The sequence below is a fragment of the Pseudomonas sp. CCI3.1 genome, assembly GCF_034313985.1.
Lineage (GTDB): Bacteria > Pseudomonadota > Gammaproteobacteria > Pseudomonadales > Pseudomonadaceae > Aquipseudomonas > Aquipseudomonas psychrophila.
The window spans coordinates 2492918-2516823 of the sequence record NZ_JAVIWO010000001.1; the positions used below are offsets into that span (position 1 = coordinate 2492918).

Below are 23906 nucleotides of genomic sequence, written 5' to 3' on the forward strand. Positions count from 1 at the left end.
TTCAGATACATCATTTTGTAAAAACCTCTCGCTATAAAAGACGGCCCGGTTATTCCCGATAAGGTCGCCCAACATGCCCTTCTGCCCCCAACGCCTTGCGCTGGCCATCGCGCTTTTAAGTTCAAGCGCGGTTGCCCCGCTGGCACTCGCCAGTGACATCAGCCTGGACACACCCAGCACCAGCGCACTCAATCTGAGCGCCAGCGATACGTTGGCGGTGAAGCCGGCCGCGAGCCTGACCACCGCAAAAGTGGCCGTCACCCTCAAGGGCGGCACCAGTGGCCCGGGGGTAGTCATCGACAACGCAGGCAGCCTGATCTCGACGGGCGGGCGGGCCATCGACAGCAGCGGCAGCGCAAGCGGCGAGCGCAACTACAGCATTTTCAACCGCAGCGGCGCGACGATTCAGGGCAGCAACGATGCCTTGCGCATCGACACCCACTTCAGCAGCGGCAGTGTGCTGATCGACAACAGCGGCACTATTCGCTCAACCGATAGCGGTCAGGCCATCGACCTCGACGCGGTGCGCAGCCATGACGTCAAAACCACCCTGATCAACCGCGAAGGCGGGCTGATTCGCGGCGAGTTCAGCGACGGTATGAAGACCGGCTCCAACGCCACGATTCTCAACTACGGCGAGATTTCCACAGGCGACGCCCTGAACGACGACAACAAGTTCGACGGTGTCGACATCGACTCTGCAACCGGCGTGACAGTGACCAACTACGGCACCCTCTCGGGCGGGCGCCACGGCATCACCACCGACCTGGGCGCAACACTGATCAACTATGGCGACGTCACCGGGCGCAACGGTTCGGGCTTCGGCTCGGACGGTGATGGCACCGTGATCAACCACGGCACCATCACCGGCGCCTATTCCGGGCTCAAGCCCAATGGTGACGGCGATGGCGTGGATATCGACCTGATCGCCCATATTGAGAACTACGGGGTGATCCAGGGCACCGGCGCCGGTGGCGTCGACAAGAACGGCTTTGCCAATGGCAGCGAAGGGATCGCGCTGGGTGGTGGTTATATCTACAACGCCCAAGGCGCACGGGTCAGCGGTGCCAACAATGCGGTGCTGGTGGACGACGGCAGTGATGGCTCAGGCCTGGCCGCCACCACGTTGATCAACAACGGTACGATCCAGGGCCTGGACGGCTTTGCCGTAAAGTTTGTGGGCGAGTTCGATGATCAAGTCATCAACAATGGCCTGATCAGTGGCAGCAACGGCCAGGCGCTGGACCTGGGCGGTGGCAATGACCGCCTGACACTGGGCAGTGCCAGCCGTTTCGATGGCCTGGTGGACGGCGGCAGCGGCTACGACCGGGTAGCTTTCGATGACCCGGCCGGTGGGCGCTTGGGCAATAGCCAGAATTTCGAATGGCTGGACGTCAAATCCGGTAGCTGGACACTCACCAGCCAGAACGATTTCAGTGACGGGGGCAGGATTTTCAGCGGCGCCCGCCTGATCAATCAGGGCGGCATCAGTGGCTCCCTCACCGTGGAGGATGGTGGCATTTACGCCGGTGGCGGCAGTGTCGCTAACCTGCTGGTCAACGGCACACTGCAAGCCAGCCCGCACTTGGGCACCGCTACCATCACCCATGACCTGACCCTGAGCAACGGCGCGACCCTGGCCTACGGCGTCAACGCCGATGGCAGCAGCGCGCCGGTGCTGGTCGGTGGCACCGCCCACCTCAACGGTGCAACGCTGGCCATTAATGCCGGCAGCGGCACCTATCCGTGGCTCAGCCAATACCGCGTACTGAACGCTGGCACCATCGACGGCACGTTTGGCAATGTCACCAGTGACTATGCCTTCCTCACCCCGACGCTCAACTACACCCCCACCAGCGTCGAGCTGACCTATGCCCGCAATGACGTGGCCTTTGCCGATTACGCCAGCAGCACCAACGGCCACAGCGCCGCCGTCGGCTTGAGCCAGCTCAAGGCGGGCAACGCGCTGTATAACGCCCTGCTCAACACCAGCACACAAGCGGCGGGGGCGGCCATCGAGCAACTGGCGGGCAGCAGCAACGCCAGCCTGAGCAGCGCCACCCTGGGCGCCACGTCCCAGGTGGGCAGCAGCATGTTGGCGGCCATGCAGTCCGTGGGCGCAGGCGCCGGTTTGCGGGTCGCCAGTGCCGCTCAGGACACCCCTGCCCTGGCCGCCACCGGCCTGCCGCCCGGCGTGCGCAACCTCAACGACCCGAATGCCCAAGGCCGACTCTGGCTCCAGGGGCTGGGCAGCTATGGCCGACTGGACGGGACACACGGCAACAGCGACCTGACCCAACGCACCAAAGGCGGCGTGTTGGGCGCCGACTGGGCCCTGACACCGGACTGGCGCATGGGCGTGCTGGGCGGCTACTCAAAAACCGATGTGGATAGCAGCGCTATGGAGGGCACGGTCAACAGCTGGCATGCGGGTGTCTACGGGATACGCCAGAGCGGTGCGCTGGCAGTGCGTCTGGGCGCGGCCTACAGCGGCCATAACGGGGACAGCAAACGCAGCGTGGCGTTTAACGGTTTTACCGACCAGCCCAAGGGCGATTACCACGCCAGCAGCCAGCAGGCTTTTGCCGAACTGGGTTACGCCCTTGGCAGCGGTCGCTTGAGTGCCGAGCCGTTTGCCAACCTGGGTTATCAACGCTACCAGCGTGACCGCTACACCGAAAAAGGCGGTGCGGCCGCGTTGCGCGTCGACAAGCAGACCCAGGACAACGTCAGCAGCACCCTGGGCGTGCGTCTGGCCCATTTGAGCCAACTGGAAAACGGCATGAGCCTCACGCCCCGCCTGAGCGCAGGCTGGAAGCACACCTATGGCGATGTCAGCAGTTCAACGAATCAGAGCTTTGTGCTGGGTGGTTCTGCGTTCAATGTCGAAGGCAGTGCGCTTGATCGCAACAGTTTGGTACTGGAAGCAGGACTGGATATTGGCGTATCGGCCCGACAGACACTGGGCGTGGGCTACACCGGCGACATGGGCAGCAACAGCCGCACCCACGGGCTGATCGGGCAATGGCAAATGAGTTTTTGACCCGGGCCCTGTGAGAGCGGGCTTGCTCGCGATTGCATCACGCGGTTATCCAGACAGACCGTGTCGCCTGCATCGCGAGCAAGCCCGCTCCCACAGGTGATGGACAGACGCACAAAAAAAGGCCCTCCCCGAAACCGGGGAGGGCCTTTTGTTTAACGCCGGGGTTTAGCCCAGGTTAACGCCAAAGTTCGAAGCCAATGGCGCCAGGCCACCAGCAAAACCCTGGCCGATAGCCTTGAACTTCCACTCTTCGCCATTGCGATACAGCTCGCCGAATACCATCGCGGTTTCGGTCGAAGCGTCTTCGCTCAGGTCAAAGCGTGCCAGCTCTTTGCCGTCTGCCTTGTTAAGAACGCGGATGTAAGCGTTCGAAACCTGGCCAAAGCTTTGTTTACGGCCATCAGCGTCATGGATGGTGACCGCGAAAGCCAGTTTCTTGGCGTCTTGCGACAGACCCGCCAGGTTGACGTTTACTTGCTCGTCGTCACCATCGCCCGCGCCCGAGCGGTTGTCGCCCTGGTGCACAACGTTGCCGTCCGGCGAGGTCTTGTTGTTGTAGAACACAAAGCTGCCGTCGTTCAGCACTTTGCCGCTCTCGCCAACGATGAACACCGAGGCGTCCAGGTCGAACTCCTGGCCGTCAGTGACACGAGGATCCCAACCCAGACCCACAATCACTTCGGTCAAGCCCGGAGCTTCTTTGGTCAGGGAAACGTTGCCGCCTTTACTCAGACTTACTGCCATGTTCGTGAACCCTTATATGAAAAGTTGATGGGGTGCAGATTAAAATTTCAGACCGTAGCTTTCAGCCAATGGCTTGAGACCGCCGGCAAAACCTTGACCGACCGCGCGGAATTTCCACTCGGCGCCATTGCGATACAGCTCAGCAAAGATCATCGCGGTTTCAGTACTGGCGTCTTCAGCCAGGTCATAACGCGCCACTTCACTGTTGTTGTCCTGGTTCACAATGCGAATGAACGCACCACGAACCTGACCGAAGTTTTGCTTGCGCGCATCGGCTTCGTGAATGGTCACGGTGAACGCGATACGGTCGATGTCAGCAGGCACTTTGGACAGGTCGACCTTGATCGCCTCGTCATCGCCGTCGCCTTCACCGGTACGGTTATCGCCCGTGTGCTCAACCGAGCCATCAGTGCTTTTTAGCTGGTTGTAAAAAATGAAATCGGAGTCAGCGCGGACTTTACCGTCAGCCTTGAGCAAGAAAGCGCTCGCATCCAGGTCGAAGTCTTGACCATCGGTGGAACGAGCATCCCAGCCCAGACCCACGAGGACTTTAGTCATCCCCGGAGCTTCTTTGGACAGGGACAGGTTGCCGCCTTTGGAAAGGGAAAGTGCCATGTGTAATTCTCCTTAGTAATGTGCGATCAAGCGTTCGTGTCGTTTTTAACGTCGGACTGCTCTTCTTCCTTACCGGGAAAGATGATGCTGGCCACGATACCGATGGCCAATACCACCAACACCACCATCAGGCTGGTGTTTGGATCAATGCTGATACCGTGGCCAAACAGGTGATCGGTTGCGTTCAGGGCCAGCTTGCCGGCGATAAAGAACAACAGCGCGATAACCGATTTCTCCAGGTGTACCAGGTAGCGTTTCAGCGCTTCGAGAACGAAGTACATGGTACGCAGGCCCAGAATTGCGAACATCATGGCCGAGTACACGATCAAGGGTTCACGGCTCACGGCAATCACTGCCGGTACGGAGTCGAAGGCAAACAGAATGTCTGAAACCTCAACCACCACCACACACAAAAACAGTGGTGTCGCAAAAAGAGCGCCCTTGCCTACAAGGGTCATTCCCTTGTTCTGCGGCTTCGTGATCTCTTTTTCAAGCTCTGTACGCGAAACAAAGAAATTATGTCCGTGCAGCTTCGGCCAAACAGGGAACAGTTTTTTCGCAAAACGGTAGGCGATGTGCTTGGAGTAATCCTCCTCCTCATCCTCTTCCTTGCTGCGCAGCATCATGATCGCCGTCCAGGCCACGACCACCGCAAACAGCACTTCGACCCAAGGGCCAAACGCCAGCAGACCGGTACCGATCGCCACGAAAATCAGGCGGAAAACGATGGCACCGATGATGCCCCAGTACAGAACACGGTGACGCAGCGCGTCCGGGATCTTGAACCAGGCAAAAATGGCCATGAACACGAACAGGTTGTCGACGCTGAGGACTTTTTCCAGCGCGTAACCGGTGACGAACAGGCTGGCAACGCTTGGGCCGTGCGCGTAGTACAGGTAGCCCGCAAAGGCGAGGGAGATCAGCACCCAGAACACCGACCAGACGGCGGCGTTGGTCAGTGAGACCGGTTTATCGCTTTTGTGGGTAAACAGGTCGATTGCCAGAGCAATGACCGCCAGAGCCACAAATACAGCGATGGTAGTTGGCGGAAAGCCAATTGCCGTGTTTTCCATGATGTCCTCAGAGATCAAAATCGCCAGGGTTCAACCCCAGCTCATTGCAGATAGTGCGGCAAGCAGCCCGCTCACTTTCATCGAAGTCGCCGTCGGCGCTACCGATTGCGCAGCAAACACGCACCAGCAGACGGGCGGCATCTTCTTTTTTACGCAGTTGACCAATCGACTTCAGCGCCTCGGCGCGACCGATCTGCTGATCAAACTCAAATTTTTCGCAGACGGCGTTGAAGGCCTTGATCACGTCTTTAACGTCAAAGGCCTTCAGCTCATTCGAGTTTTGAATAAACCCGACCATCTTCTGTTTTTCGTCGCTGCTGATGTTGCCATCGGCAGCCGCCACCAGTGCGCACCCGGAAACCACGGCTTCCATGAATTCACGGTTCTTGAACTTGCTGACTTCCGTCGAGAGCTTGTCACGGGCGGCAGTGGCGTTGGTTTTGAGCCATTCGAGCATTGGAGTCACCTTGTCAGAAATTGAGGGGGCGGCGCCTGCTTCGGCAGGCGGCCAGTTACATAGCGCTCATTTGGAGCCAGCAGCCCAGCGCATACCCCAACCGAACGCTTTATCCATGTCGGAGTGGCCCTTGAAGAATTCAACCTTGCGATTGACCTTCACACTGCCACCAACGTTTTCGAGCAAGGCGATGGCGCACATGCCCTTGGTGCCACCCTCTTCGCTCAGACGCACTTCAATCGGCGGCTCACCCGGGATGTACAAGGTGATAACGCCATCTGTGGCCTGCCAGTTCGGAGCACCTTCGTAGATGAACGCGTAGATCAGCACGCGACGCATCTTGCGCCACTCCTTGCCGTTGATGCGCAACCACTCGCCATCACTCACGGAGCCGGTGCGGTCGTCGCCCATCAATTGGATAAACGGCTCGTCACGGAAATCACCAAAGGCATTACCCAGGGCTTGAACCGCGCCTTTACGGCCGTTGTCCATCTCGTACAGGCAACCTACGTCCAGATCGATACCACCGGACTTACCGCGCAAGGAGGCGAAAAAGCCGCCACCGCCGCTGGCATTGGGGTTGGTACGGTTCCAGTTCAGGTTGATTTTGATCTCACCGAAGTCACCGTCCTTTTTCTCAAGGCTGATGGACGGACGCTGCTTGTCGAGTGTGATCTTCGACAGATTGATCTTCGATGCAGGGGCTGGAGCAGGTGCAGCAGGTGCAGCAGGTGCCGGGGCAGGCGGTGGAACGGGCGTCGGGGCAACTGCCGGAGCAGGCGCAGGCGCGGCAATATCAACGCCAAAGTGCTGCGCCAAAGGTGCCAGCCCACCGGCAAAGCCCTGGGCCACGCAGCGGAACTTCCACGCGCCCTGACGGCGATAGAACTCGCCGAGGATCAACGCGGTTTCCTGCATGCCCTGTGTAGGGATCGGCGCTTCGATGCCGCCACTTACCGATACGGTCAGTTGCGGGAAGGCGTCGAACCGGGCCTTGTTCTCGTAAATGGTCGCTGTGAGGGCGACTTTTTCGATGGCCTGATCAATGGCGTCCAGATTGACACTGAACACACTGCGACCTGCAGCCGACTCGACCAGCTTGACCGCGCCATTGTTGACACTTTGCTGGCCGAAGAAGCACATGTCGTTGTCGCCGCGCACCTTGCCCGATTCATTGAGCAGGAATGCAGACACGTCCAGATCAGCTCCCGCCACCGGGGTGTAGCTGATGGTGACGCTCAGGCTGCCGGCAGCGACAGCGGTATTGGCGCCAGGAGTCAGAGTCGTCATGCACGCACCGCCTGGGCCGCATCACTGGCCAGATCCTGTGCGGTACGGCCATTGGCCACGGTACCGATAGCGGTCAGGTCCCAGCCAGCAGCCGTGCGGCTGATGTACGCCATGACCACGCCCGTGTGACGGCCTTTGTCCGACAGGTTGAAGCGCGCCAGCTCTTTGCCGGTCAGCTCGTCAACAATGCGGCAGTAGGCGTTTTCTACCGCTTCAAAGTTTTGCCCGGTGAACGAGTTCACGGTAAACACCAGGTGCTTGACCCCGGCAGGCAGCTGCTCCAGGTTGACCTGGATCGATTCGTCGTCGCCATCGCCCTCACCCGTGCGGTTATCGCCGGAATGAACGATGGAGCCGTCGTTGGACTTGAGCTGGCGGAACCACACCAGGTCCAGGGCTTGCTTGGCACTGTCGAGCAGGATGCACGAGGCATCCAGGTCGATGGCGGCATCACTGCTCAGCAGCTTGGCAAAAAAACCGCTCGGTTTGACCGGGTCCCAGCCCAGGCCCATGCGAATTTTCTTGAGACCGGTTCCAGCTTCTTTCTCGAGAGAAATGGTTTGATTCTTGGACAGCGAAATGGCCATGAAGCGTCTCCTTGTCTGCACTGAAGCACGATAGGTAATTGCTGATTATTGACACGCTTTGCTTACGCCTGGCTTACAGCCCTTCACGCAAACACACGTCAAGTGGCCGCTTGCGACGCCACAGCGCGTGAAATTCGCGCCAATGTGGCTCCTGAGCGGCCCCGAGCATTTGTTCATCGCCTACGGTGTCACCCCAGGCACGTAATGTGTATTGGTCCAAAGGCCCGTATTGCGCCTCCAGCCGGATGACTTTTTGTTCACAGCGACAGTTGATACCTTCGATATCCCCCGTCAGCACGCCATCGACTGACGCCAGACGTGTTCCGATCAGGCCGATACCGAGTTTTCTGGCAAACGGTGTGAGCACCAATTCCGGGGACGCCGAGCAAATCGTAACGTTGGCGCCCTGCTCAAGCTGGTTGGCGACGGATGTTAAGCCCAAAGGCCGCATTAAGCGCTGCCACGAAACGTCACAAAATGCTTCTGCGCGCTCTTTTACCCACGCCTCTTTGGCACCCGTCAGGTAGACAGCGATGAGCTTTTCTTTCAGGTCATTACGCGAAATCCTACCCAACAGATAGCACGCAGTGGCCGGAATCATCCGGAACAAACGCATCGCGAACAGCCGATTGCCAAAGGCAAAGCGCAAAAACGGCACAAACGTGTCGTGATAGGTCAACGTGCCATCGAAATCGAACGCTGACAGAACTTGCTTACCATTAACCTTTGTATTCAAAACGTCGTTCAACCCACTAATTCAGCCAATCGCAGGCTGCCTCCAAAAGTGTCTGACGAGCTGGCAACTTCAGGGCGAACCCCCTGCCAATGCGCTCGTTCAATAATTTTTTGCGCCCATTTGTAATGGGTCGCAGGCTCGCACATGGCGTCGTTGAACTTGAACACCGCAGGCGCCGCCTCACTTAGTATTTGGCGTGCACTGTTGAGATCTTCAAGGCTGACTTGCAGCGCCCTGTGGATAACTGCAATTTGCGACGGGTGGATCGCGGTTTTACCCACAAGCCCGTGGGCCATATCCAGCGCCAGCTCTTGCTCCAGCAAGTGCGGTGTATTCAGTTGCTCGAACACCGGTGCGGTCAGGGCAAAGCCTGCAGAGCCCATGATCCCGCACAACATTGGAATTACATAGCTCATGGGCGTGCTGTACAGGGTCATGGCCGGGTGACGACGCAAGCCCAGGCAGCCCATCAAGTCGTTGCCGCCAATGCGCAAGGCGATAATGCGCCCAGGCAATTGCTCCAGCATGGCGCTGCGCAACTCAACCATGGCATTGGGGACAAAGACTTCCGGGGTTTCGAGGGTTGGCATGAGCATCAGGTCGTCGCGGGTCACCGCCTGCTGCCACTCGCTGATGTTGCTCAAGCTCAGCTTGGGTACCACAAAGCCGTCAACATGGCGCATCAGCGACCATTCATTGAGCACCGCTGCCATCGCAGCATCCCGTGGCCGCACAAACAGGATCGGACCGGCGGACGGACGACCGCCTCGCGCTTCGATGCCCAGCAGCAGGTTTTTGAGGTTGTTCAGCCCCTGCTGCACGTCGGTTTCGGCCACAGCGTCTTCCAGGCACACCACCAGCGAGCGCAAACCCTGGATCTTTTCGCCCAGCACCACATCCAGAATGTCGGGACGGGTAGCCGGCATATAAAGTGTGGCGCCCAAGGCATAGGCTGAGTGCTTGATCATCAGCGAACACTCCTGATTACGGTCACAGCGCGGTACGGCCCCAATTCATCACCGACCTCTTGAACCTCGATATTGGCCTGGCGCGTCAAGTGCAGGAGCAGTTGCACGTCCTGATCGTCACGGTTGCGCACCAGTACGTGGTCCGGCACACGGCGCATCACGGCGCGGGTTGCCTCGGCGATACCCGGTTTGACCCGATTGGGGTTGGTCACCGCAAACCGGGTCGAGATACGTTCGACCGCAGCGACAGCCGAGTGTTGCAACACGCCAGCCTGCTCCGCTGTCCAGGGTTGCGCACTCGCCTGTGGTGCAAGCAGCGCACGCTCGGTTTCGATGCTGTGGATAAAACTCATGGTCACGTCGTGTTCCGCCAAATGGTCATACACCACGCAGCCATGCAGGCCCGGGTCTTGTGGCCAGATGGAACGGGAAACCAGTCCTGAAACCGTGGCCCCCAGGATACCCGACGGGATCAGCCAGTCCTCGGCCGATGCCGCCAGCCAGGCGCGACCACAGGGGTCGGCCAACACAACCAGACGCGGATCAGGCGCAAAACGCGAATCACCCGCCAGGCTGTCGCGGATCTGGCCGCTGATCGCGCCCTTGCCGGTCCAGCCATCGACAAACACGATGTTCTCGGCACCGTGGGTCTTGATGATAGCTTCGAGTGCGACGTTGTCGATTCCACGGTCACGAATAATGCTGATCCCGTAATGCGCAGCCTCGCGCCCCAGATCGAGCAGCGCCCGGCGCAGTAACACACCCAACGGCAAACCGGCCCGCACAAACGACACCAGCGCAATCGTCGGGCCGCTGTAGCGCTCGTTCAACGCCAGCGCCAGCGCCTGCACATCAGCCGCCATGCGGGCGCCGTTCTGTGCCAGGGCCAGCTGATACAGGCTTTTATGGGTGTCGGACGGCGCATGCTCCTGGCTGATCATCTCGGAGTAATGGCGCTGCCGGGTCTGGATCAGCCGCTCCTTTTCCTGCACATCGGTGACTTCCATCTGCAGGGCGCGCAGTAAAAAGTGCACGTCATCGGCGTCATAGCTGCCACTGCCGACAGTCTCCAGACCTGCGAAAGGGTTACTCATGATCGACACTCGTCAGCACGTGACTGGCCAGTTGGCCGCGCTTGGGTGTGCCCCACCAGTCGCACTCGGCCATAAAGCCCAGGTCCGAGACGCTGTCTCCAAAGCTCAGCAACGGACGCTTACCGTTGATCGCCTGATCGCGGCGGATCCACTCGCGCACCGCTTCGCGTTTTTGCAAGGCTAGGGGCAGGAACGCCAGGTTGTTGCCATTGCCGTGCACGTACAGCCCGTCCAGCAAGCCCCGGGCCTTGACCTCGGCCAACACGGTGAGCAGTGCCTGGTCGGTTTCGTTGTTGTGCTTGGTGACCACGTAATTGGCCAGCCCCTGCTCCTCTACCACCCAGCCACGCAACGAGAAACCCAGCTCTGCGCCAATAGCCAGGGTTTGCTCGCTGAGCTGGTGCAGACGGGTTTGCTCAAGTGCCAGTTCGTCGCACATGCGTGCATGCCAGACCGGATCCAGGGAGCCGTCCGGGTTGAGGATGACCCCGCCGTGAGCACAGACCGCGCCATGAGCGAACGGCAATTGCACCCGCTGATAGGCTTCAATGCTGCGCGCAGTCACCGGGACCACGTCGCTGGTGGCCAGCAGCCACTCGACAAAGCTCTTTTGGGTCGCACTCATAAAGCCGTTGGGCTGGCCGTCAACGTCCAGGGTGGCCGCAAAACGAGGCTCATCGCCCATTTTGCGGGCGGTTTGAAACAGGGTGTCGTCCAGATCAACGAACACCAGAGGACGATTACTGTTCATCAACGATTACCTGCGCATTCAATGCGCTGACCAGCGCCGGGTCGACGGCAGCCGCCGGGGTTTCGCTGCAAATCAGCACCCGGTCAAACTGGCCGGGTGCGACGTTATAAATAAAGTTGGGGATGCCCAGACCGTAGTTGTCAGAGAACGACAACACATGGTCGATGCAATGGCCCAGGGCAATCGGCGAACGGCTGGTGGAGCTGAAGTGCACATCGGCACCCGCTCGTTCAAGCCGCTCAGCCAGCAGAAACGGACGCCAGACAAATTCGCTGGTACCAATCACCAATACTCGCTCGCCGGGCGCGACCTGCAAATCGGGCGCCAGGGTATCGAGGTGCTCACGCACGCCCATGCGTCCCCAGTCTCGATCCGGATCGAGCGCCCAGTCGCCGTGGGCCACGCTGCCCACTTCGGGCATATCAGGCAGCTCTGCGGTGGGATCTTCGGCGAATGTGTAGCGACCATCGAGTAAAGAGACGCTCGTGACGTGTTCACCCATGGCCTTGCGTACCGCGTCCTGCGACCAGTCTGTCAGGGTGGCGGTGACAATGCGTTCGATCGAGTCCAGACCCGCTTCAGCCAGCGCCCGGGACAGATTGATAAAGGTATTGCCGGTCGACGCTTCGTCGTCCACCAGCACCAGAGAACGGGCACTGAGCATCATTTCACGGGTATGCGCATCTTGCGGCAGGTGCAACAAGTGCGAGCTGGCGTGGCTGTGTTCTTCTTCAAAACGGGCAAACAGTTCACTGCCCGTGGGGTGGCGACTGCTGCACAGGTACACGCTGTCAGGGCGAGTCTGGCTCAACGCACGGTGTACACCGGCGCCCAGTCCCACGGCCGTCTCGGCCATGCCGATCACCAGCACCGGGCCAGGCAAGTCAGCGGGGATCTTGCTGGCCAGGGCATTGAAGCTCTCAGCCATCAGTGATGGGCGGGCCGGGATATGACGACCCAGCACACGGGAAACAAACAAAAAAGCCCGCTTCGGATTGCGCCGCTCGGCAAAATCGAAAAGTGCCTGTGGGTCAAAGGTCGATGCATTGACCTCTACCTCCAGACGACCGCGCTTGAGGTTTGCATGCAAAACCTTGGGATCGGTCACGGGGTTAGCGCTATTCATCAACATTTACTACCTGGAAATACTTAAAAAGTGGGGGACGATCAGCGAGTCGATAATTTAAGACAAGCGAAAAATGGTTACCGGAAACGTCAATTCAACCTAACAGCGAATTGCCGCGAACCGGAACCACTACCGTGATCGCCTTGACCTGAACATCCTCGCGCCAGACGCTGGCCGGGACGGGCAGGCCAAGACGACGAGCGGCAAAGATTCCGGGCAGGTTGACACCCGCTTCACGGGTATAGCCGATGCCACCGGAGTAACGCAGATTGATCTCCAGCAAGTGCGGCTGGCCAGCCCCATCATCCCGGGTTTGTACATTGACGATACCGTCGCACTTGAAGTGCCGCGCCGCCTTGATCGCCAGTTCGACGGCTGCACCGTCACGCTCGAACGTCTGCATCAGCCCCTGTTTGCGCCTTGCGACATACGCCACGGCCTCGCCTGCTTCGCAGACCATGTCCACCGAGCACTCGCTGCCGGGCATATAAGGCATGACCAGCAACGGCTTGGGTGCATCGGATTGGCCGTAGGCCTGGGCAAAGACCTGGACGTTGACTTCATGGGCGTCGGCATTGGCGAAACTGCGAAACGGGTCCACGTCATCGGCCAAGCGCCAAAAGCCCTGACCGTAAATGCCGCGGGTCGGTTTTACACACACCTGACCATCACGGGCGAGCTGGGCATAGGCTTCTTGCAGTTCGGCCCGGGTGCTCACCGTGATTGCGGGGATGCACGCCAACCCTGCGGCCAGGGCCTCGCGAGTGAACGCAGACTTATCGTCGACCCGCTCGAAGGTGTCCAGATCCAGAGCGCCCGTCACCAGCTGCAGTCCGGCAGATTCGAACTCGGCGCGGTGAGCTTCGTACACCTGCCCGACACGCCCGGCCAGCACGACCTTGATCTGATGGGCACGGGCCTGCTCGATGACCCAGCCAATGCGCTCTTGATTGTCCTGCGGCTCGCTCCAGGCGACATCCGCCAACCGGGTAATTTCAGGGCGATTTTGTCGGTGCGAAGCAAATATCCGCACGTCATCGGGCAGCGCCGCCCGGGCACCTGCAATCACGTCGCGTTGGCTGGATTGCCCTTCAAGAAACCAGATCATGAACATCCCTTGGTACGGATAAACGCGGGAGTCTAGCGGAAGGGAACAACCGACGCCTTCAGTCATTCCAGGGAGGGCATGTAACCAAATATGAAAATTATTAACCAAATAGTTCATAATGTGCGACATCGTGTCGCGGCCCGTTCGCCGACACCTCACATGAAGGAGCTTCTGTAGATGTTTTTCTCTTCCCGCGCCCTGCTGAACACCAGCTTGTGCAGCGGCTTGTCATTGCTGGCCCTGACGCCTGCCTGCGTACTGGCCGACACTACCGACAACCTGATGAACCGCTCGACCCTGACCGGCGACTGGGGTGGCGAACGCCAAAAGTTGATCGATAAAGGCGTCAAACTGACCGGTGATTACAACTCCGAAACCTTTTCGAACCTGCACGGCGGGATCAAACACGGCACCCGTTATTCGCAGCAAGTGCGCATCGGTGCCCAGTTCGACCTGAGTAAGCTGCTCGGCACCGCCGATGCTGGCCTGGTGCAAATCACCGTCAATGATCGTCGCGGCCACAGCGCCTCCGAAGATCTGGTGGGCAACCGCCTGCCGATCCAGGAAAACGCCGGCGGCAACTTCACCCGCCTGTCTGAGTTCAGCTACCAGCGCACCCTGTTTTCCGAAGACCTGACCACCAAGCTTGGCTTCATGCCGATGGGCAATGACTTTGGCGGTTTGCCGCTGCTGACCCATTTCGTCAACGCCGGTTTTTGCGCGCACCCGCTGACCCAGTCCAACGGCAGTGGCTGGACCAACTACCCGACCGGTCACTGGGGCGGCGAATTACGCTACACCGTCAGCCCGGCACTGACCCTGCAAACGGCTGTATTCCAGGTCAACCCCGAGTACAACAGCCGCTCCTCCGAAGCCTTTAGCATGACCACCAAAGGCACCACGGGGGCGATCATGCCGCTGGAGGCGATTTTCACCAACAACGCCTGGCTCAATGGCCAATACAAAGTGGGCTGGTACTACGACACCTCCAATACCCGCAAAATTGGCAGCACGCAAAAAGCTAACAACCGCACCGGCGCGTATGTGCTGGTCGACCAGGCCATCTGGCGTGATGAACAAGACCCTGAGAGCGTGTTGCGCGTCTTTGGCCAGGCGGCCAGCAGCAATGCCGCGACCTCACCGATGAGCCACTGGTACTCGGTGGGTCTGGTCAAGCAAAAGCCGTTTGCCAGCCGCCCGAAAGACAGCATTGCCTTTGCCTATGGCCGCGCCGTGTTCAACTCGCGCTCACGGGATGTACAAGAAGCAGCGGCCAGCAGCCCCGAGCAAGCCGACATGATTGCCAGCCTGGACAGCGGCGAGCAGTTGCTCGAGCTCAACTATGGCGCACAAGTCACGCCGTGGCTGCTGTTGCGGCCGGACCTGCAATACATCATCGAACCGGGCGCGTTCTACGGCGCCAAGCGCAGCAATGCCCTGGTCGCTGGATTGCAGGTCAAAGCGACGTTCTGACGGCTTGAGTTTATTGTGGAAGCGGGCTTGCTCGCGATGCTATCACTGCGGTTTTGCAGTCAGACCGCGGCGATACCATCGCGAGCAAGCCCGCTCCCACGGGGATGTGTGGTTGGCCTGCCAGCTTTCACAATTTGTTAAGAACTCCCCTCCTATACTCCAGCGCAGTTCTCCATTCGATTGCTGCCTGGTAGCCCAATGCGCCTGACCCGTCCCGCTCTGCTGTTATTACTGCTCGGTTGCGTGCTGTTCTTTTTTGCACTGGGCAATCACCAATTGCAGGGGTCGACCGAGTCGCGGGTCGCAGGCATCGCCATGCAAATGCACCTGAGCGACGACTGGGTGACACCCCGCCTGCTCAACGAACCCTTCCTGGAAAAACCACCCCTGAGCCTGTGGCTGGACGCTGGCGCCATACGCGTGTTCGGCGGTCAGTTATTCGCCGTGCGACTGGCCTCGGCCTTTGCTGGATTATTTTGCGTGCTGTTGCTGTACGTCATGCTGCGCAAGCTCGCACGCCCCACGGCACAGGCCTGGACAGCTGCAGCGATGCTGGCAACGATGGGCATTTTCTGGGGTAACACCCGTCAAGTAGGCGAAGATGCACTACTCACCCTGGGTGTGACCATGGCCTTGCTGGCGTTTTTTTATGCCAGCCGCCAGCTGCGTTTTGCCTGGGGCCCCTGGCTGTTGTTTGCCGCCGGGATCGCCATTGCCACCTTGAGCAAAGGCGTGTTGGGCCTGGCACTGCCGGGAATAGTGATTTTTAGCTATCTGATGTGCGAAAGCCTGATTGAAAAACGCTTCACCCTGCGCAACTGGCTGCGCCCGGCGCTGCTGACACTGATTGGGCTTATCCCGCTGTTGATCTGGCTGTGCGTGCTGTACCAGCGTGGCGGAATGCAGGCGATCAGCGAACTGCTGTGGACCAACAGCGTTGGGCGCTTTAGCGGATCCTTTGTCGAAGCCGGGCACTACGAACCGTTTTACTACTACCTGCGAAAACTACCCGAAGCCTTTTTACCGTGGAACCTGCTGACCTATCTGGGCCTGTGGCACTTTCGCAAACAGCTGCGAAGCAATCCGTTTTTGCTGTTTTTCTGTGTATGGCTGGTGGCGCAATTTGCGCTGCTCAACTTCGCCTCCAGCAAGCGGGCGGTGTACATGATGTCGATGGCGCCCGCAGCGGCCGTTATTGCCGCGCAATACGCCCAGGTGATTCTGGACTGGCTGCGCAAAAAAAGTCCGGTGTCGGCACTGGCCACGTTCTTCAGCGACTACCACCGTCCACTGGCCATCGCGCTGTTGGCTGGCCTGGTGGCCGCCTACCTGATGGCCGCGCACCGGGCACCGCAGGCCGACAAGGAGGAGTCATACCAGCCTGTCGCCGCACAGGTCATGGACCTGCAAGCCCGCGGTAAACAGGTGGCGCTGCTCAGGCCCGACGAGCGCCTTGGGGCCGTCGTGTTTTACAGCCAGCACTTGCAGCACACACTCAATTCAACCGCCGAACTGAAGGCGTTTCTCAGTGCATCGCCCGACCATATCGCCCTGGTGGAAATACCCGAAATACCGGGCATGAACGTGAACATCCTGCACAAGGTCAGCGTAGGACGGCACCACTTCTACTTTGTCAGCCAGGCCGCCCCCGCCCCATAACCTTGATCCCGGGCAACAGAACGGCAGATGGCATGGCCGATCACGGTGTATTGGCTACGCTCCTTGGGCGATTCCCAGTCAAGGAGCCTGTCATGACCATCGGTATTTCCAGCAAAACCCTGAGCGACTACGACGCTAACCTGGCCTTCAATACGGCCACCGCATTCTTACGCAAATCTGATCTGGCCAACTACCTGATTGATCAGCTTGAGCAGCAGCATGTGAAACTCAGCATCGAAGTCAGTGCCGATCCGGCACTGGCCAACAAGGACGTGTCGAACAACGGCGCGATTGTGTGGAACCTGCACAGCAGCGTGTCGCCCAGCCCCAACCTGGCCGACGTGGCAGCCCTGCTGGATCGCATTCCTGCGCAGCAAAAGCCCTACATCACCAGTCAGTGGTGGTTGATGCACCTGCTCGCCCTCGCCTGCCAGCAATTGAACAGCCAGCTCAACTTCCGGGATGCGGATGCGACCTGGCCGTGGCTCGACGAAAAAGTGCTCAGCGCCGGCGATATCGAAAATGTGGTGGCCCGCGAACTCAGCGACCTGCCCTTGCCCGATGAGCAAAACTGGGACCGCCTGCTGAACCGCAATTGATGAGTATGGGATAACGCTGTGGGAGCGAGCAGGCTCGCTCCCGCGGTTTAGAATTGAGAGGCTTCAAACCCGTGGCGACTGCTCGCGGTCATCACCGGTACGATGCTCCCCCAGTCCTTGGGCTCGATATAACCCAACATTTGCGGCTCACCGTTTGTGCCACTGGCCTGGATGAACAATGTGGCGCCATAGCCAAAGGTGGTACTCGTGGACAGGTGCATGTCCACAAGCAGTTGGTCCATGCATTCGCTGTGGCTCACCAAAATCAGGTTTTGGCCCGCTACTTTGTGCTTGAGCGCATCACGCAACATGGTGCCCCGGCAGTTGAACAGCCAGTCCTGTGCCTCAACCGGGCGCACGAACATGGCGCTGGCGGTTTGCCGCGCACGGGTCAGCATACTGCTGTAAATCTCGGCGTTCTGAAGCCCCAACTGATCAAAGTCCGCACCCAGCACCTTTACGGCAGCCTCGCCACGCACCGTCACCCCGTCTGCCGGGCCCAGGCACTGCGTGGTAGAGCGGTCGCAGCGTTCACCATGGCGGACCAGGGCAATCACATCACCCTTGGCCCAACTCTCAGTCAGCAGCATCACCTGATCGGCATGGCTCGGCCGTGCAAGATTGGGCGCAGACGCGGGTGCCAGCAGCGTCAATGTCAACGCAATAGCCATCACGCTGGCGACAATCACCACCAGCGCATTTCTATAGCGCTCCAGCCCGCTACGCAGCAGCGTGCGGTTAATCCCGGTCAGACTAAAACTTGACGTCACGGTACGTGTGCCCCCTTCGGCAGTCAGTGAAAGACACTGGCGCCACCCTATAGCGCGAATATGACAATGGGTCGGTGCAGACCCGGATCGTAGGAAAGAGACTTGCACGATGCAGGCTTCTATTAGCTGAACGGGAGTCTAAAAAAGCGAAGGTCAGAGGCAGGTGAAACGAATGTGAAAAAAAACGTGGGCACCGCGCTGAGCGTCCCCCCATAGATTTAAGTCATAACGCACAAGAAAACGTTTCAGCTATGGCGAAAGCCGCCGATACCCACCCACACAACACTCGGCTGGGCCAAAAAAATAAAACCCTCCAGCGAACTTAGATCATGCGTGCAGCGTTCCTGGAGAACTCTATGAATAGATGGCTGAGCAATATCAGCGTCAACCTGAAACTGTCCCTGGGCTTTGGCCTGGTTCTGGCCCTTACCTGCGTGATGGCCGTCTGCAACTGGATCAGTCTGGACAAGATGATTGATCGCAGTAACTGGATGAGCGACATCACGCGCCTCAATGCTGCGTTTACAAACCTGCGGGTCACACGCTTGCAGTACATGCTCACGGACGGCGACGAGACCGCCGCACAGAAAGTACAAGCCAGCATCGATGCGTTTTCGGCCCAGCAGAACCAACTGATCAGCACCTTTCAAAGCCCGGATAACCTCAAGTTGCTCAAGGAGCAACAAGCGATCATCGGTCGCTACGAGCGTGCGCTGGTCATCATGCGCAAGGCTTACGTGGAGTCTGCGGTGTCACGGGGCAATATGGACCGCAGCGCCGCTCTGGCACAGGACGCTATCGCGACCCTGATAGCCCGCGCCCTGCAACTGCCGGAAGGTGACGAAAGCCGTTTTGCCATGTTCCAGACCGTGTCTGAAGTACGCGAGCAGTTCCTGCTCTCGCGCTACCAGGTCCGGGCTTACATTGCTGCGCCCAACCCCAGCACCGAAAAAGCTGCACGCCAGCAACTGGACATGGCCATCGCCAGCCTTGAACGCCTGAGTTCGCACTTTGGCGCGAATGCCGGCGACACCCTGCGCACCCTGAGCAGCACCATGGAGCAGTACCAACAGGCGCTGGAGCTCTATACCAGCACCGACAACACCATCATTGCCGCGCGCAAGGACATGACCGAATACGGCGCCAGCATCCTTGGCCTCAGCGATGAGCTGTACAAGATTCAACTGGAACGTCGCGACAGCGAAAGTGCCACGGCCAACAGCATGCAATTGATCACCACCCTGCTGGTGTTGCTGTTCGGCATCACTGCGGCCGTGATCATCACTCGCCAGATCACCGTGCCCCTGCGTGAAACCCTGGCCGTGGTCGACCGTATAGCCGGTGGCGACCTGACTCAGAACCTGCGAGTTACCCGACGCGATGAGCTGGGTGTCTTGCAACAGGGCATTGCCCGGATGGGCACGACACTGCGCGAGTTGATCAGCGGGATTCGCGATGGTGTGAGCCAGATCGCCAGTGCTGCCGAAGAGCTGTCTGCCGTCACGGAACAGACCAGCGCCGGGGTTAACAGTCAGAAGATCGAGACCGATCAAGTGGCCACCGCCATGCATGAAATGACTGCCACCGTGCAGGAAGTTGCACGTAACGCCGAACAAGCCTCGCAAGCGGCTGCAGCGGCAGACAACGAAGCACGCGAAGGCGACACCGTGGTCAATCAGGCGATTGATCAGATCGAGCGCCTGGCAGTGGAAGTCGGTCGTTCGACCGAAGCCATGACGGTGCTGCAACAGGAAAGCGACAAAATCGGCAGCGTGATGGACGTGATCAAGGCCGTGGCCGAACAGACCAATCTGCTGGCCCTCAATGCCGCCATTGAAGCGGCCCGTGCGGGTGACGCCGGACGCGGTTTTGCCGTGGTTGCCGATGAAGTGCGTGGCCTGGCCCAGCGCACCCAGAAGTCCACCGAAGAGATTCAAACCCTGGTGGCGGCCCTGCAAAGTGGCACGCAACACGTGGCCAGCGTGATGCACAACAGCCGCACCCTGACCGACAGCAGCGTGACCCTGACCCGTCAAGCAGGCACTTCACTGCAGGGCATCACCCGCACGGTGTCGAATATCCAATCGATGAACCAGCAGATTGCCGCCGCCGCCGAACAGCAAAGCGCGGTGGCCGAAGAAATCAGCCGCAGCATCGTCAACGTGCGCGATGTCTCCGAGCAAACGGCGGCAGCGAGCGACGAGACGGCCAAGTCCAGTGTTGAACTGGCGCGTCTGGGCAATCAGCTACAAGAGATGGTCAGCCACTTTAAAGTGTAAAAGCCGCCCTTGCCCCACCCCTCTTGCGAAGGAGTGGGGCAAAGGGCTTTGATCTTCTGCGCCTTACTCGTGATGCACGCGAGCGCGCTTGAGCAGTTTTTTGCTGCGCTCGGACAGGTGCAGCACCCGCAGATGCTTTCCCGCCTTGCGATAGCGCTCGCGCAGGGTGTCCAGTGCCGCGATGGCCGAGTAATCCATGAAGTTCAGGTGGCGACAATCCAGCGTCACCTGAGCCGGATCGTTGGCCGGGTCGAACTGCTTGAGAAACGCCGTAGTGGACGCAAAAAACAACGTGCCATGCACCCGGTAAAGCTTGCTGCCGTCGCTTTGCAGATCCGCGTCGGCGTACAGCTGACGCGCCTGCTGCCAGGCAAAATTGAGGGCGGCGATAATCACGCCGCACAGCACCGCGACCGCCAGGTCGGTAAACACGGTAATCACCGTCACGGCGATGATCACCAGCACATCGTTCAGCGGCACCTTGTTCAGCACCCGCAAAGAGGCCCAGGCAAAGGTCTGCTGCGAGACCACAAACATCACGCCCACCAGCGCCGCCAACGGGATGCGCTCGATAAACGGTGACAGAAACAGCACGAACAGCAAAATCATCACCCCGGCAGTGATGCCGGACAGGCGACCCCGCCCACCGGAGCTGAGGTTGACCACGGTTTGCCCGATCATCGCGCAACCGCCCATGCCACCGAACGCTCCCGAAACCATGTTGGCGGCGCCCAGCGCCACGCACTCGCGGTCTGGATAGCCACGACTTTCGGTGATTTCGTCGGTCAGGTTGAGGGTCAGCAGGGTTTCGAGCAGACCCACCACCGCCATCACGATCGCGTAAGGCGCGATGATGCCCAAGGTCTCCAGGGTCCAGGGAATTTGAGGCACGTTGAAGCTCGGCAAACCGCCAGCGATATGCGCCATATCGCCCAGGGTGCGGGTCGGCAAGCCCAGAAAATAAACAGCCAGGCCCACGCCCAGAATGGCCACCAATGCAGGCGGCGCGGCGCGCGTCAGACGCGGCAACAGATAGACAATGGCCATCGTCGCGGCAACCAGCCCGATCATCATGTACAGCGCCATGCCACTGAGCCAGGTATCACCGTCTTTGAAGTGATCCAGTTGCGCCATGGCAATAACGATCGCCAGGCCGTTCACAAAACCGAGCATGACCGGGTGCGGCACCATGCGTACCAGCTTGCCGAGTTTGAACAGACCGAACGCCAGCATGATCAGGCCGCTCAGCAGCACGGTGGCCAACAGGTACTGCACACCGTGTTGCACCACCAGCGCGACGATCACAACGGCCATCGACCCGGCAGCCCCGGACACCATGCCCGGCCGGCCACCAAACAACGCCGTGAGGGTGCAAATAATGAACGCGCCATACAACCCCATCAGCGGGTTGAGATGGGCAACCAGCGCGAACGCGATGCACTCGGGCAACAAGGCGAAGGACGTCGTGAGCCCGGCCAGGACATCAGCGCGCAGACGTTTGAGTTTCATGGTTTACCTAAAAGTCGGGACGGGAAAAGCGGAGGGAATAAGCAACAGATGGTAACAAATTGCAGAGGCTAAAAAGCAATTGTGGGAGCGGGCTTGCTCGCGATGGCAACCACTCGGTGAACCTGAATGACCGAGGTGTCTGCATCGCGAGCAAGCCCGCTCCCACAAGCGTAATGCGTGTATGTGCGTTGCGGGTTTACTTCACAACCATGCCCACACCACGACCACGGGGGTCGGAGGCGGTTTCGAGCTGAGTACCGTTGACCCGGATTGCCTGGATGTCACCCATGTTCCAGCCCTGATCTTCCAGGGTGTAACCCATGGTTTTAAGCTCTTCGGCCACTTTGCCGGTGAGCGGCGCATAAGCATCGAAGTAGATAGTGTCCTTAGGCAGCAACTGGTGATGCACGCGTTGTGCCGCTACGGCTTTTTCCAGTGGCAGGTCGTAGTCGTAGATGTTGTTCAGCACCTGGAAAATCGAGGTAAAGATCCGCGAACCACCCGGTGTGCCAAGCACCAGCGTGACTTCCCCGTCCCGCGTCACCAGGCTTGGGCTCATGGACGACAGCATGCGCTTGCCCGGCTCGATGGCGTTGGCATTGCCGCCCACCACGCCAAAGGCGTTGGCCACGCCCGGCTTGGAGCTGAAGTCATCCATTTCGTCGTTCAGCAAAAAACCCGCGCCTTTAACCACAACGCCGCTGCCGTAATCCCAGTTCAGGGTGTAGGTGTTGCTGACGGCATTACCCTCCTTGTCGACGATGGAGAAGTGCGTGGTCTGATGGGGCTCAAGCCCCGGCTTGACCTTGGCCGTCTCGGAAATAGCCTTCGGATTAACCTCCTTCGCTCGTTTGGCGATGTAGGCCGGGTCGGTCAGTTCAGCGACGGGCATCTTGCCGAAGGCCGGATCGCCGAGGTAATCAGCACGGTCAGCAAACACACGTTTTTCGATCTCGGCCAACAGGTGGATATACGGCGCGGAGTTCAGCTCAACCCCTTTGAAGTCCGCCGCACGGTCTTCTTTAATGCCGATCAGCTGGGCCAGCGCGATACCGCCCGAGCTAGGCAGTGGTGCGGTGTACAGGGTGTTACCGCGAAAATCGACACGCATCGGCTCACGCCAGTTGACCTTGTATTCGTTCAAGTCTTCCTTGGTGATCAGGCCTTTGTCCTTCTGCATTTGCGCGACCAGCAGGTCGGCGGTCTTGCCGTGATAGAAATCCTTGGCGCCTTGGTCGGCGATACGCTCCAGAGTCTCGGCCAGCTCAGGCTGCTTGAAGGTTTCGCCGGGCTTCATGCTGCCGAAATAGTCGCCGAAGTTGGTGGTGCCCTTGAACAGCGCCAGCGCATCTTCGCGGTACTGGTATTGCTGGTCGGCCACCTTGAAACCGTTTTTGGCGTAACCCACGGCCGGGGTCAGCAGCTCGGCCCACGGCAATTTGCCGAAGCGCTGGTGCGCTTCCCACAAGCCCATCACCGTACCCGGCACGCCAGCGGCACGGGAACCGACCAGGCTCAGGTTTTCGATGATTTCACCTTTTTCGTCGAGGTACATGTCACGGGTGGCGGCTTTGGGCGCCGTCTCGCGATAGTCGAGGAAATAGGGTTTGCCGTCGATGTACATCGTCATGAAACCACCGCCGCCGATGTTGCCGGCTTCGGGGTAAGTCACGGCCAGGGTGAAGGCCGTGGCGACGGCGGCGTCGACCGCATTGCCGCCTTTCTTGAGAATCTGCGCGGCCACTTCGGCACCGTACCGGTCCGGTGCGGCGACAGCGCCGCCTTCCAGGGTCACGGCATAAGCCGAGGAGCTGGCAGCGATGGCTGCGGTCAAGGCCAGAGTTTTGAACCACACAATGCGCATTCGGTACTTCCTTTTATTGTTATCCACTGGGGCCAAACCTTGTCTGATTTTGGCAACGTTTTCAAACAACAAAAGTGAAAATGCGCAGTGACGCACAACCCCGAAGACAACGTCGCTCTGCGCCAAAAACAGGACTCGTAGCAGCTGCCGAAGGAACGAGG

At 59.4% G+C, this 23906-nt stretch carries 20 protein-coding genes and 1 pseudogene; 6 read left to right on the plus strand and 15 right to left on the minus strand.

What is annotated here, in order from left to right; genetic code table 11:
- Positions 1-73 precede the first annotated feature (73 nt).
- A complete protein-coding gene (locus RGV06_RS11465; RefSeq protein ID WP_322150029.1) occupies positions 74-3043 on the plus strand; it encodes an autotransporter outer membrane beta-barrel domain-containing protein in 2970 nt (989 codons plus the stop codon).
- Between the two features lie 165 nt (positions 3044-3208).
- Here RGV06_RS11465 and RGV06_RS11470 read toward each other — a convergent pair whose 3' ends face one another.
- From RGV06_RS11470 to RGV06_RS11525, 12 genes are all read right to left on the minus strand, one after another.
- A complete protein-coding gene (locus RGV06_RS11470; protein WP_019827352.1) occupies positions 3209-3787 on the minus strand; it encodes a TerD family protein in 579 nt (192 codons plus the stop codon).
- A 39-nt stretch (positions 3788-3826) separates the two neighbouring features.
- The gene (locus tag RGV06_RS11475) at positions 3827-4402 is read right to left on the minus strand and encodes a TerD family protein (protein ID WP_019827350.1); all 576 of its coding nucleotides are present in this window, start codon (positions 4400-4402) and stop codon (positions 3827-3829) included.
- Between the two features lie 26 nt (positions 4403-4428).
- Positions 4429-5475 (minus strand): TerC/Alx family metal homeostasis membrane protein, encoded by a 1047-nt coding sequence (locus tag RGV06_RS11480; RefSeq protein ID WP_019827348.1) that lies wholly within the window; start codon positions 5473-5475, stop codon positions 4429-4431.
- Between the two features lie 7 nt (positions 5476-5482).
- Positions 5483-5932 (minus strand): tellurite resistance TerB family protein, encoded by a 450-nt coding sequence (locus RGV06_RS11485; RefSeq protein ID WP_019827346.1) that lies wholly within the window; start codon positions 5930-5932, stop codon positions 5483-5485.
- Positions 5933-5998: 66 nt separating this feature from the next.
- A complete protein-coding gene (locus tag RGV06_RS11490; protein WP_322150030.1) occupies positions 5999-7222 on the minus strand; it encodes a TerD family protein in 1224 nt (407 codons plus the stop codon).
- Positions 7219-7809, minus strand: a complete 591-nt coding sequence (locus RGV06_RS11495) for a TerD family protein (RefSeq protein WP_019827343.1) — start codon at positions 7807-7809, stop codon at positions 7219-7221. Before RGV06_RS11495 ends, RGV06_RS11490 begins: the two co-directional genes overlap by 4 nt.
- A 73-nt stretch (positions 7810-7882) precedes the next feature.
- Entirely contained in the window at positions 7883-8557 is a 675-nt protein-coding gene (locus tag RGV06_RS11500; protein WP_019827342.1) for an HAD-IB family hydrolase, read from the minus strand.
- Positions 8554-9513 (minus strand): HpcH/HpaI aldolase/citrate lyase family protein, encoded by a 960-nt coding sequence (locus tag RGV06_RS11505; RefSeq protein WP_019827341.1) that lies wholly within the window; start codon positions 9511-9513, stop codon positions 8554-8556. Before RGV06_RS11505 ends, RGV06_RS11500 begins: the two co-directional genes overlap by 4 nt.
- Positions 9513-10607 (minus strand): cysteine protease StiP family protein, encoded by a 1095-nt coding sequence (locus RGV06_RS11510; RefSeq protein ID WP_048352512.1) that lies wholly within the window; start codon positions 10605-10607, stop codon positions 9513-9515. Before RGV06_RS11510 ends, RGV06_RS11505 begins: the two co-directional genes overlap by 1 nt.
- Entirely contained in the window at positions 10600-11358 is a 759-nt protein-coding gene (locus tag RGV06_RS11515) for a trehalose phosphatase (RefSeq protein WP_322150031.1), read from the minus strand. Before RGV06_RS11515 ends, RGV06_RS11510 begins: the two co-directional genes overlap by 8 nt.
- Entirely contained in the window at positions 11348-12484 is a 1137-nt protein-coding gene (locus RGV06_RS11520) for a phosphoribosyltransferase domain-containing protein (RefSeq protein ID WP_322150032.1), read from the minus strand. Before RGV06_RS11520 ends, RGV06_RS11515 begins: the two co-directional genes overlap by 11 nt.
- A gap of 94 nt (positions 12485-12578) precedes the next feature.
- A complete protein-coding gene (locus tag RGV06_RS11525) occupies positions 12579-13592 on the minus strand; it encodes an ATP-grasp domain-containing protein (protein ID WP_322150033.1) in 1014 nt (337 codons plus the stop codon).
- Between the two features lie 177 nt (positions 13593-13769).
- Between RGV06_RS11525 and RGV06_RS11530 the strand changes: the two genes are divergently transcribed.
- From RGV06_RS11530 to RGV06_RS11540, 3 genes are all read left to right on the plus strand, one after another.
- Positions 13770-15065, plus strand: a complete 1296-nt coding sequence (locus tag RGV06_RS11530; RefSeq protein ID WP_322150034.1) for a carbohydrate porin — start codon at positions 13770-13772, stop codon at positions 15063-15065.
- 198 nt (positions 15066-15263) lie between these two features.
- Positions 15264-16724, plus strand: coding sequence for an ArnT family glycosyltransferase (locus tag RGV06_RS11535; protein WP_046809764.1), 1461 nt, complete (start codon positions 15264-15266; stop codon positions 16722-16724).
- Between the two features lie 92 nt (positions 16725-16816).
- Positions 16817-17323 carry a hypothetical protein gene (locus RGV06_RS11540; protein ID WP_019827332.1) on the plus strand — a complete coding sequence of 169 codons (507 nt, stop codon included), beginning with the start codon at positions 16817-16819 and terminating at the stop codon, positions 17321-17323.
- A gap of 47 nt (positions 17324-17370) precedes the next feature.
- Here the strand turns inward: RGV06_RS11540 and RGV06_RS11545 are convergent, their stop codons facing one another.
- Positions 17371-18093 carry a histidine phosphatase family protein gene (locus tag RGV06_RS11545; RefSeq protein WP_019827331.1) on the minus strand — a complete coding sequence of 241 codons (723 nt, stop codon included), beginning with the start codon at positions 18091-18093 and terminating at the stop codon, positions 17371-17373.
- A 491-nt stretch (positions 18094-18584) separates the two neighbouring features.
- Between RGV06_RS11545 and RGV06_RS25770 the strand changes: the two are divergent.
- A pseudogene (locus RGV06_RS25770) lies at positions 18585-19469 on the plus strand (methyl-accepting chemotaxis protein); the annotation flags it as partial.
- A gap of 198 nt (positions 19470-19667) precedes the next feature.
- Complete coding sequence (locus tag RGV06_RS25775; RefSeq protein WP_401016177.1) at positions 19668-20372, plus strand: methyl-accepting chemotaxis protein; 705 nt, start codon at positions 19668-19670, stop codon at positions 20370-20372.
- A gap of 63 nt (positions 20373-20435) precedes the next feature.
- On the opposite strand, the gene RGV06_RS11555 is transcribed toward RGV06_RS25775, so the two are convergent.
- Together RGV06_RS11555 and ggt are read right to left on the minus strand one after the other, a co-directional pair.
- Positions 20436-21881, minus strand: coding sequence for a SulP family inorganic anion transporter (locus RGV06_RS11555; RefSeq protein WP_322150035.1), 1446 nt, complete (start codon positions 21879-21881; stop codon positions 20436-20438).
- A gap of 196 nt (positions 21882-22077) precedes the next feature.
- On the minus strand, positions 22078-23745 hold the full coding sequence (gene ggt, locus RGV06_RS11560) for a gamma-glutamyltransferase (RefSeq protein WP_046809766.1): 1668 nt from the start codon (positions 23743-23745) through the stop codon (positions 22078-22080).
- Positions 23746-23906: the final 161 nt, after the last annotated feature.

Excerpts from the sequence above, each read along its gene's own strand:
- RGV06_RS11465 (WP_322150029.1), top strand. The coding sequence starts at position 74 with ATGCCCTTCTGCCCCCAACGCCTTGCGCTGGCCATCGCGCTTTTAAGT.
- RGV06_RS11470 (WP_019827352.1), bottom strand. The coding sequence starts at position 3,787 with ATGGCAGTAAGTCTGAGTAAAGGCGGCAACGTTTCCCTGACCAAAGAA.
- RGV06_RS11475 (WP_019827350.1), bottom strand. The coding sequence starts at position 4,402 with ATGGCACTTTCCCTTTCCAAAGGCGGCAACCTGTCCCTGTCCAAAGAA.
- RGV06_RS11480 (WP_019827348.1), bottom strand. The coding sequence starts at position 5,475 with ATGGAAAACACGGCAATTGGCTTTCCGCCAACTACCATCGCTGTATTT.
- RGV06_RS11485 (WP_019827346.1), bottom strand. The coding sequence starts at position 5,932 with ATGCTCGAATGGCTCAAAACCAACGCCACTGCCGCCCGTGACAAGCTC.
- RGV06_RS11490 (WP_322150030.1), bottom strand. The coding sequence starts at position 7,222 with ATGACGACTCTGACTCCTGGCGCCAATACCGCTGTCGCTGCCGGCAGC.
- RGV06_RS11495 (WP_019827343.1), bottom strand. The coding sequence starts at position 7,809 with ATGGCCATTTCGCTGTCCAAGAATCAAACCATTTCTCTCGAGAAAGAA.
- RGV06_RS11505 (WP_019827341.1), bottom strand. The coding sequence starts at position 9,513 with ATGATCAAGCACTCAGCCTATGCCTTGGGCGCCACACTTTATATGCCG.
- RGV06_RS11510 (WP_048352512.1), bottom strand. The coding sequence starts at position 10,607 with ATGAGTAACCCTTTCGCAGGTCTGGAGACTGTCGGCAGTGGCAGCTAT.
- RGV06_RS11515 (WP_322150031.1), bottom strand. The coding sequence starts at position 11,358 with ATGAACAGTAATCGTCCTCTGGTGTTCGTTGATCTGGACGACACCCTG.
- RGV06_RS11520 (WP_322150032.1), bottom strand. The coding sequence starts at position 12,484 with ATGAATAGCGCTAACCCCGTGACCGATCCCAAGGTTTTGCATGCAAAC.
- RGV06_RS11525 (WP_322150033.1), bottom strand. The coding sequence starts at position 13,592 with ATGATCTGGTTTCTTGAAGGGCAATCCAGCCAACGCGACGTGATTGCA.
- RGV06_RS11530 (WP_322150034.1), top strand. The coding sequence starts at position 13,770 with ATGTTTTTCTCTTCCCGCGCCCTGCTGAACACCAGCTTGTGCAGCGGC.
- RGV06_RS11535 (WP_046809764.1), top strand. The coding sequence starts at position 15,264 with ATGCGCCTGACCCGTCCCGCTCTGCTGTTATTACTGCTCGGTTGCGTG.
- RGV06_RS11540 (WP_019827332.1), top strand. The coding sequence starts at position 16,817 with ATGACCATCGGTATTTCCAGCAAAACCCTGAGCGACTACGACGCTAAC.
- RGV06_RS25775 (WP_401016177.1), top strand. The coding sequence starts at position 19,668 with ATGACTGCCACCGTGCAGGAAGTTGCACGTAACGCCGAACAAGCCTCG.
- RGV06_RS11555 (WP_322150035.1), bottom strand. The coding sequence starts at position 21,881 with ATGAAACTCAAACGTCTGCGCGCTGATGTCCTGGCCGGGCTCACGACG.
- ggt (WP_046809766.1), bottom strand. The coding sequence starts at position 23,745 with ATGCGCATTGTGTGGTTCAAAACTCTGGCCTTGACCGCAGCCATCGCT.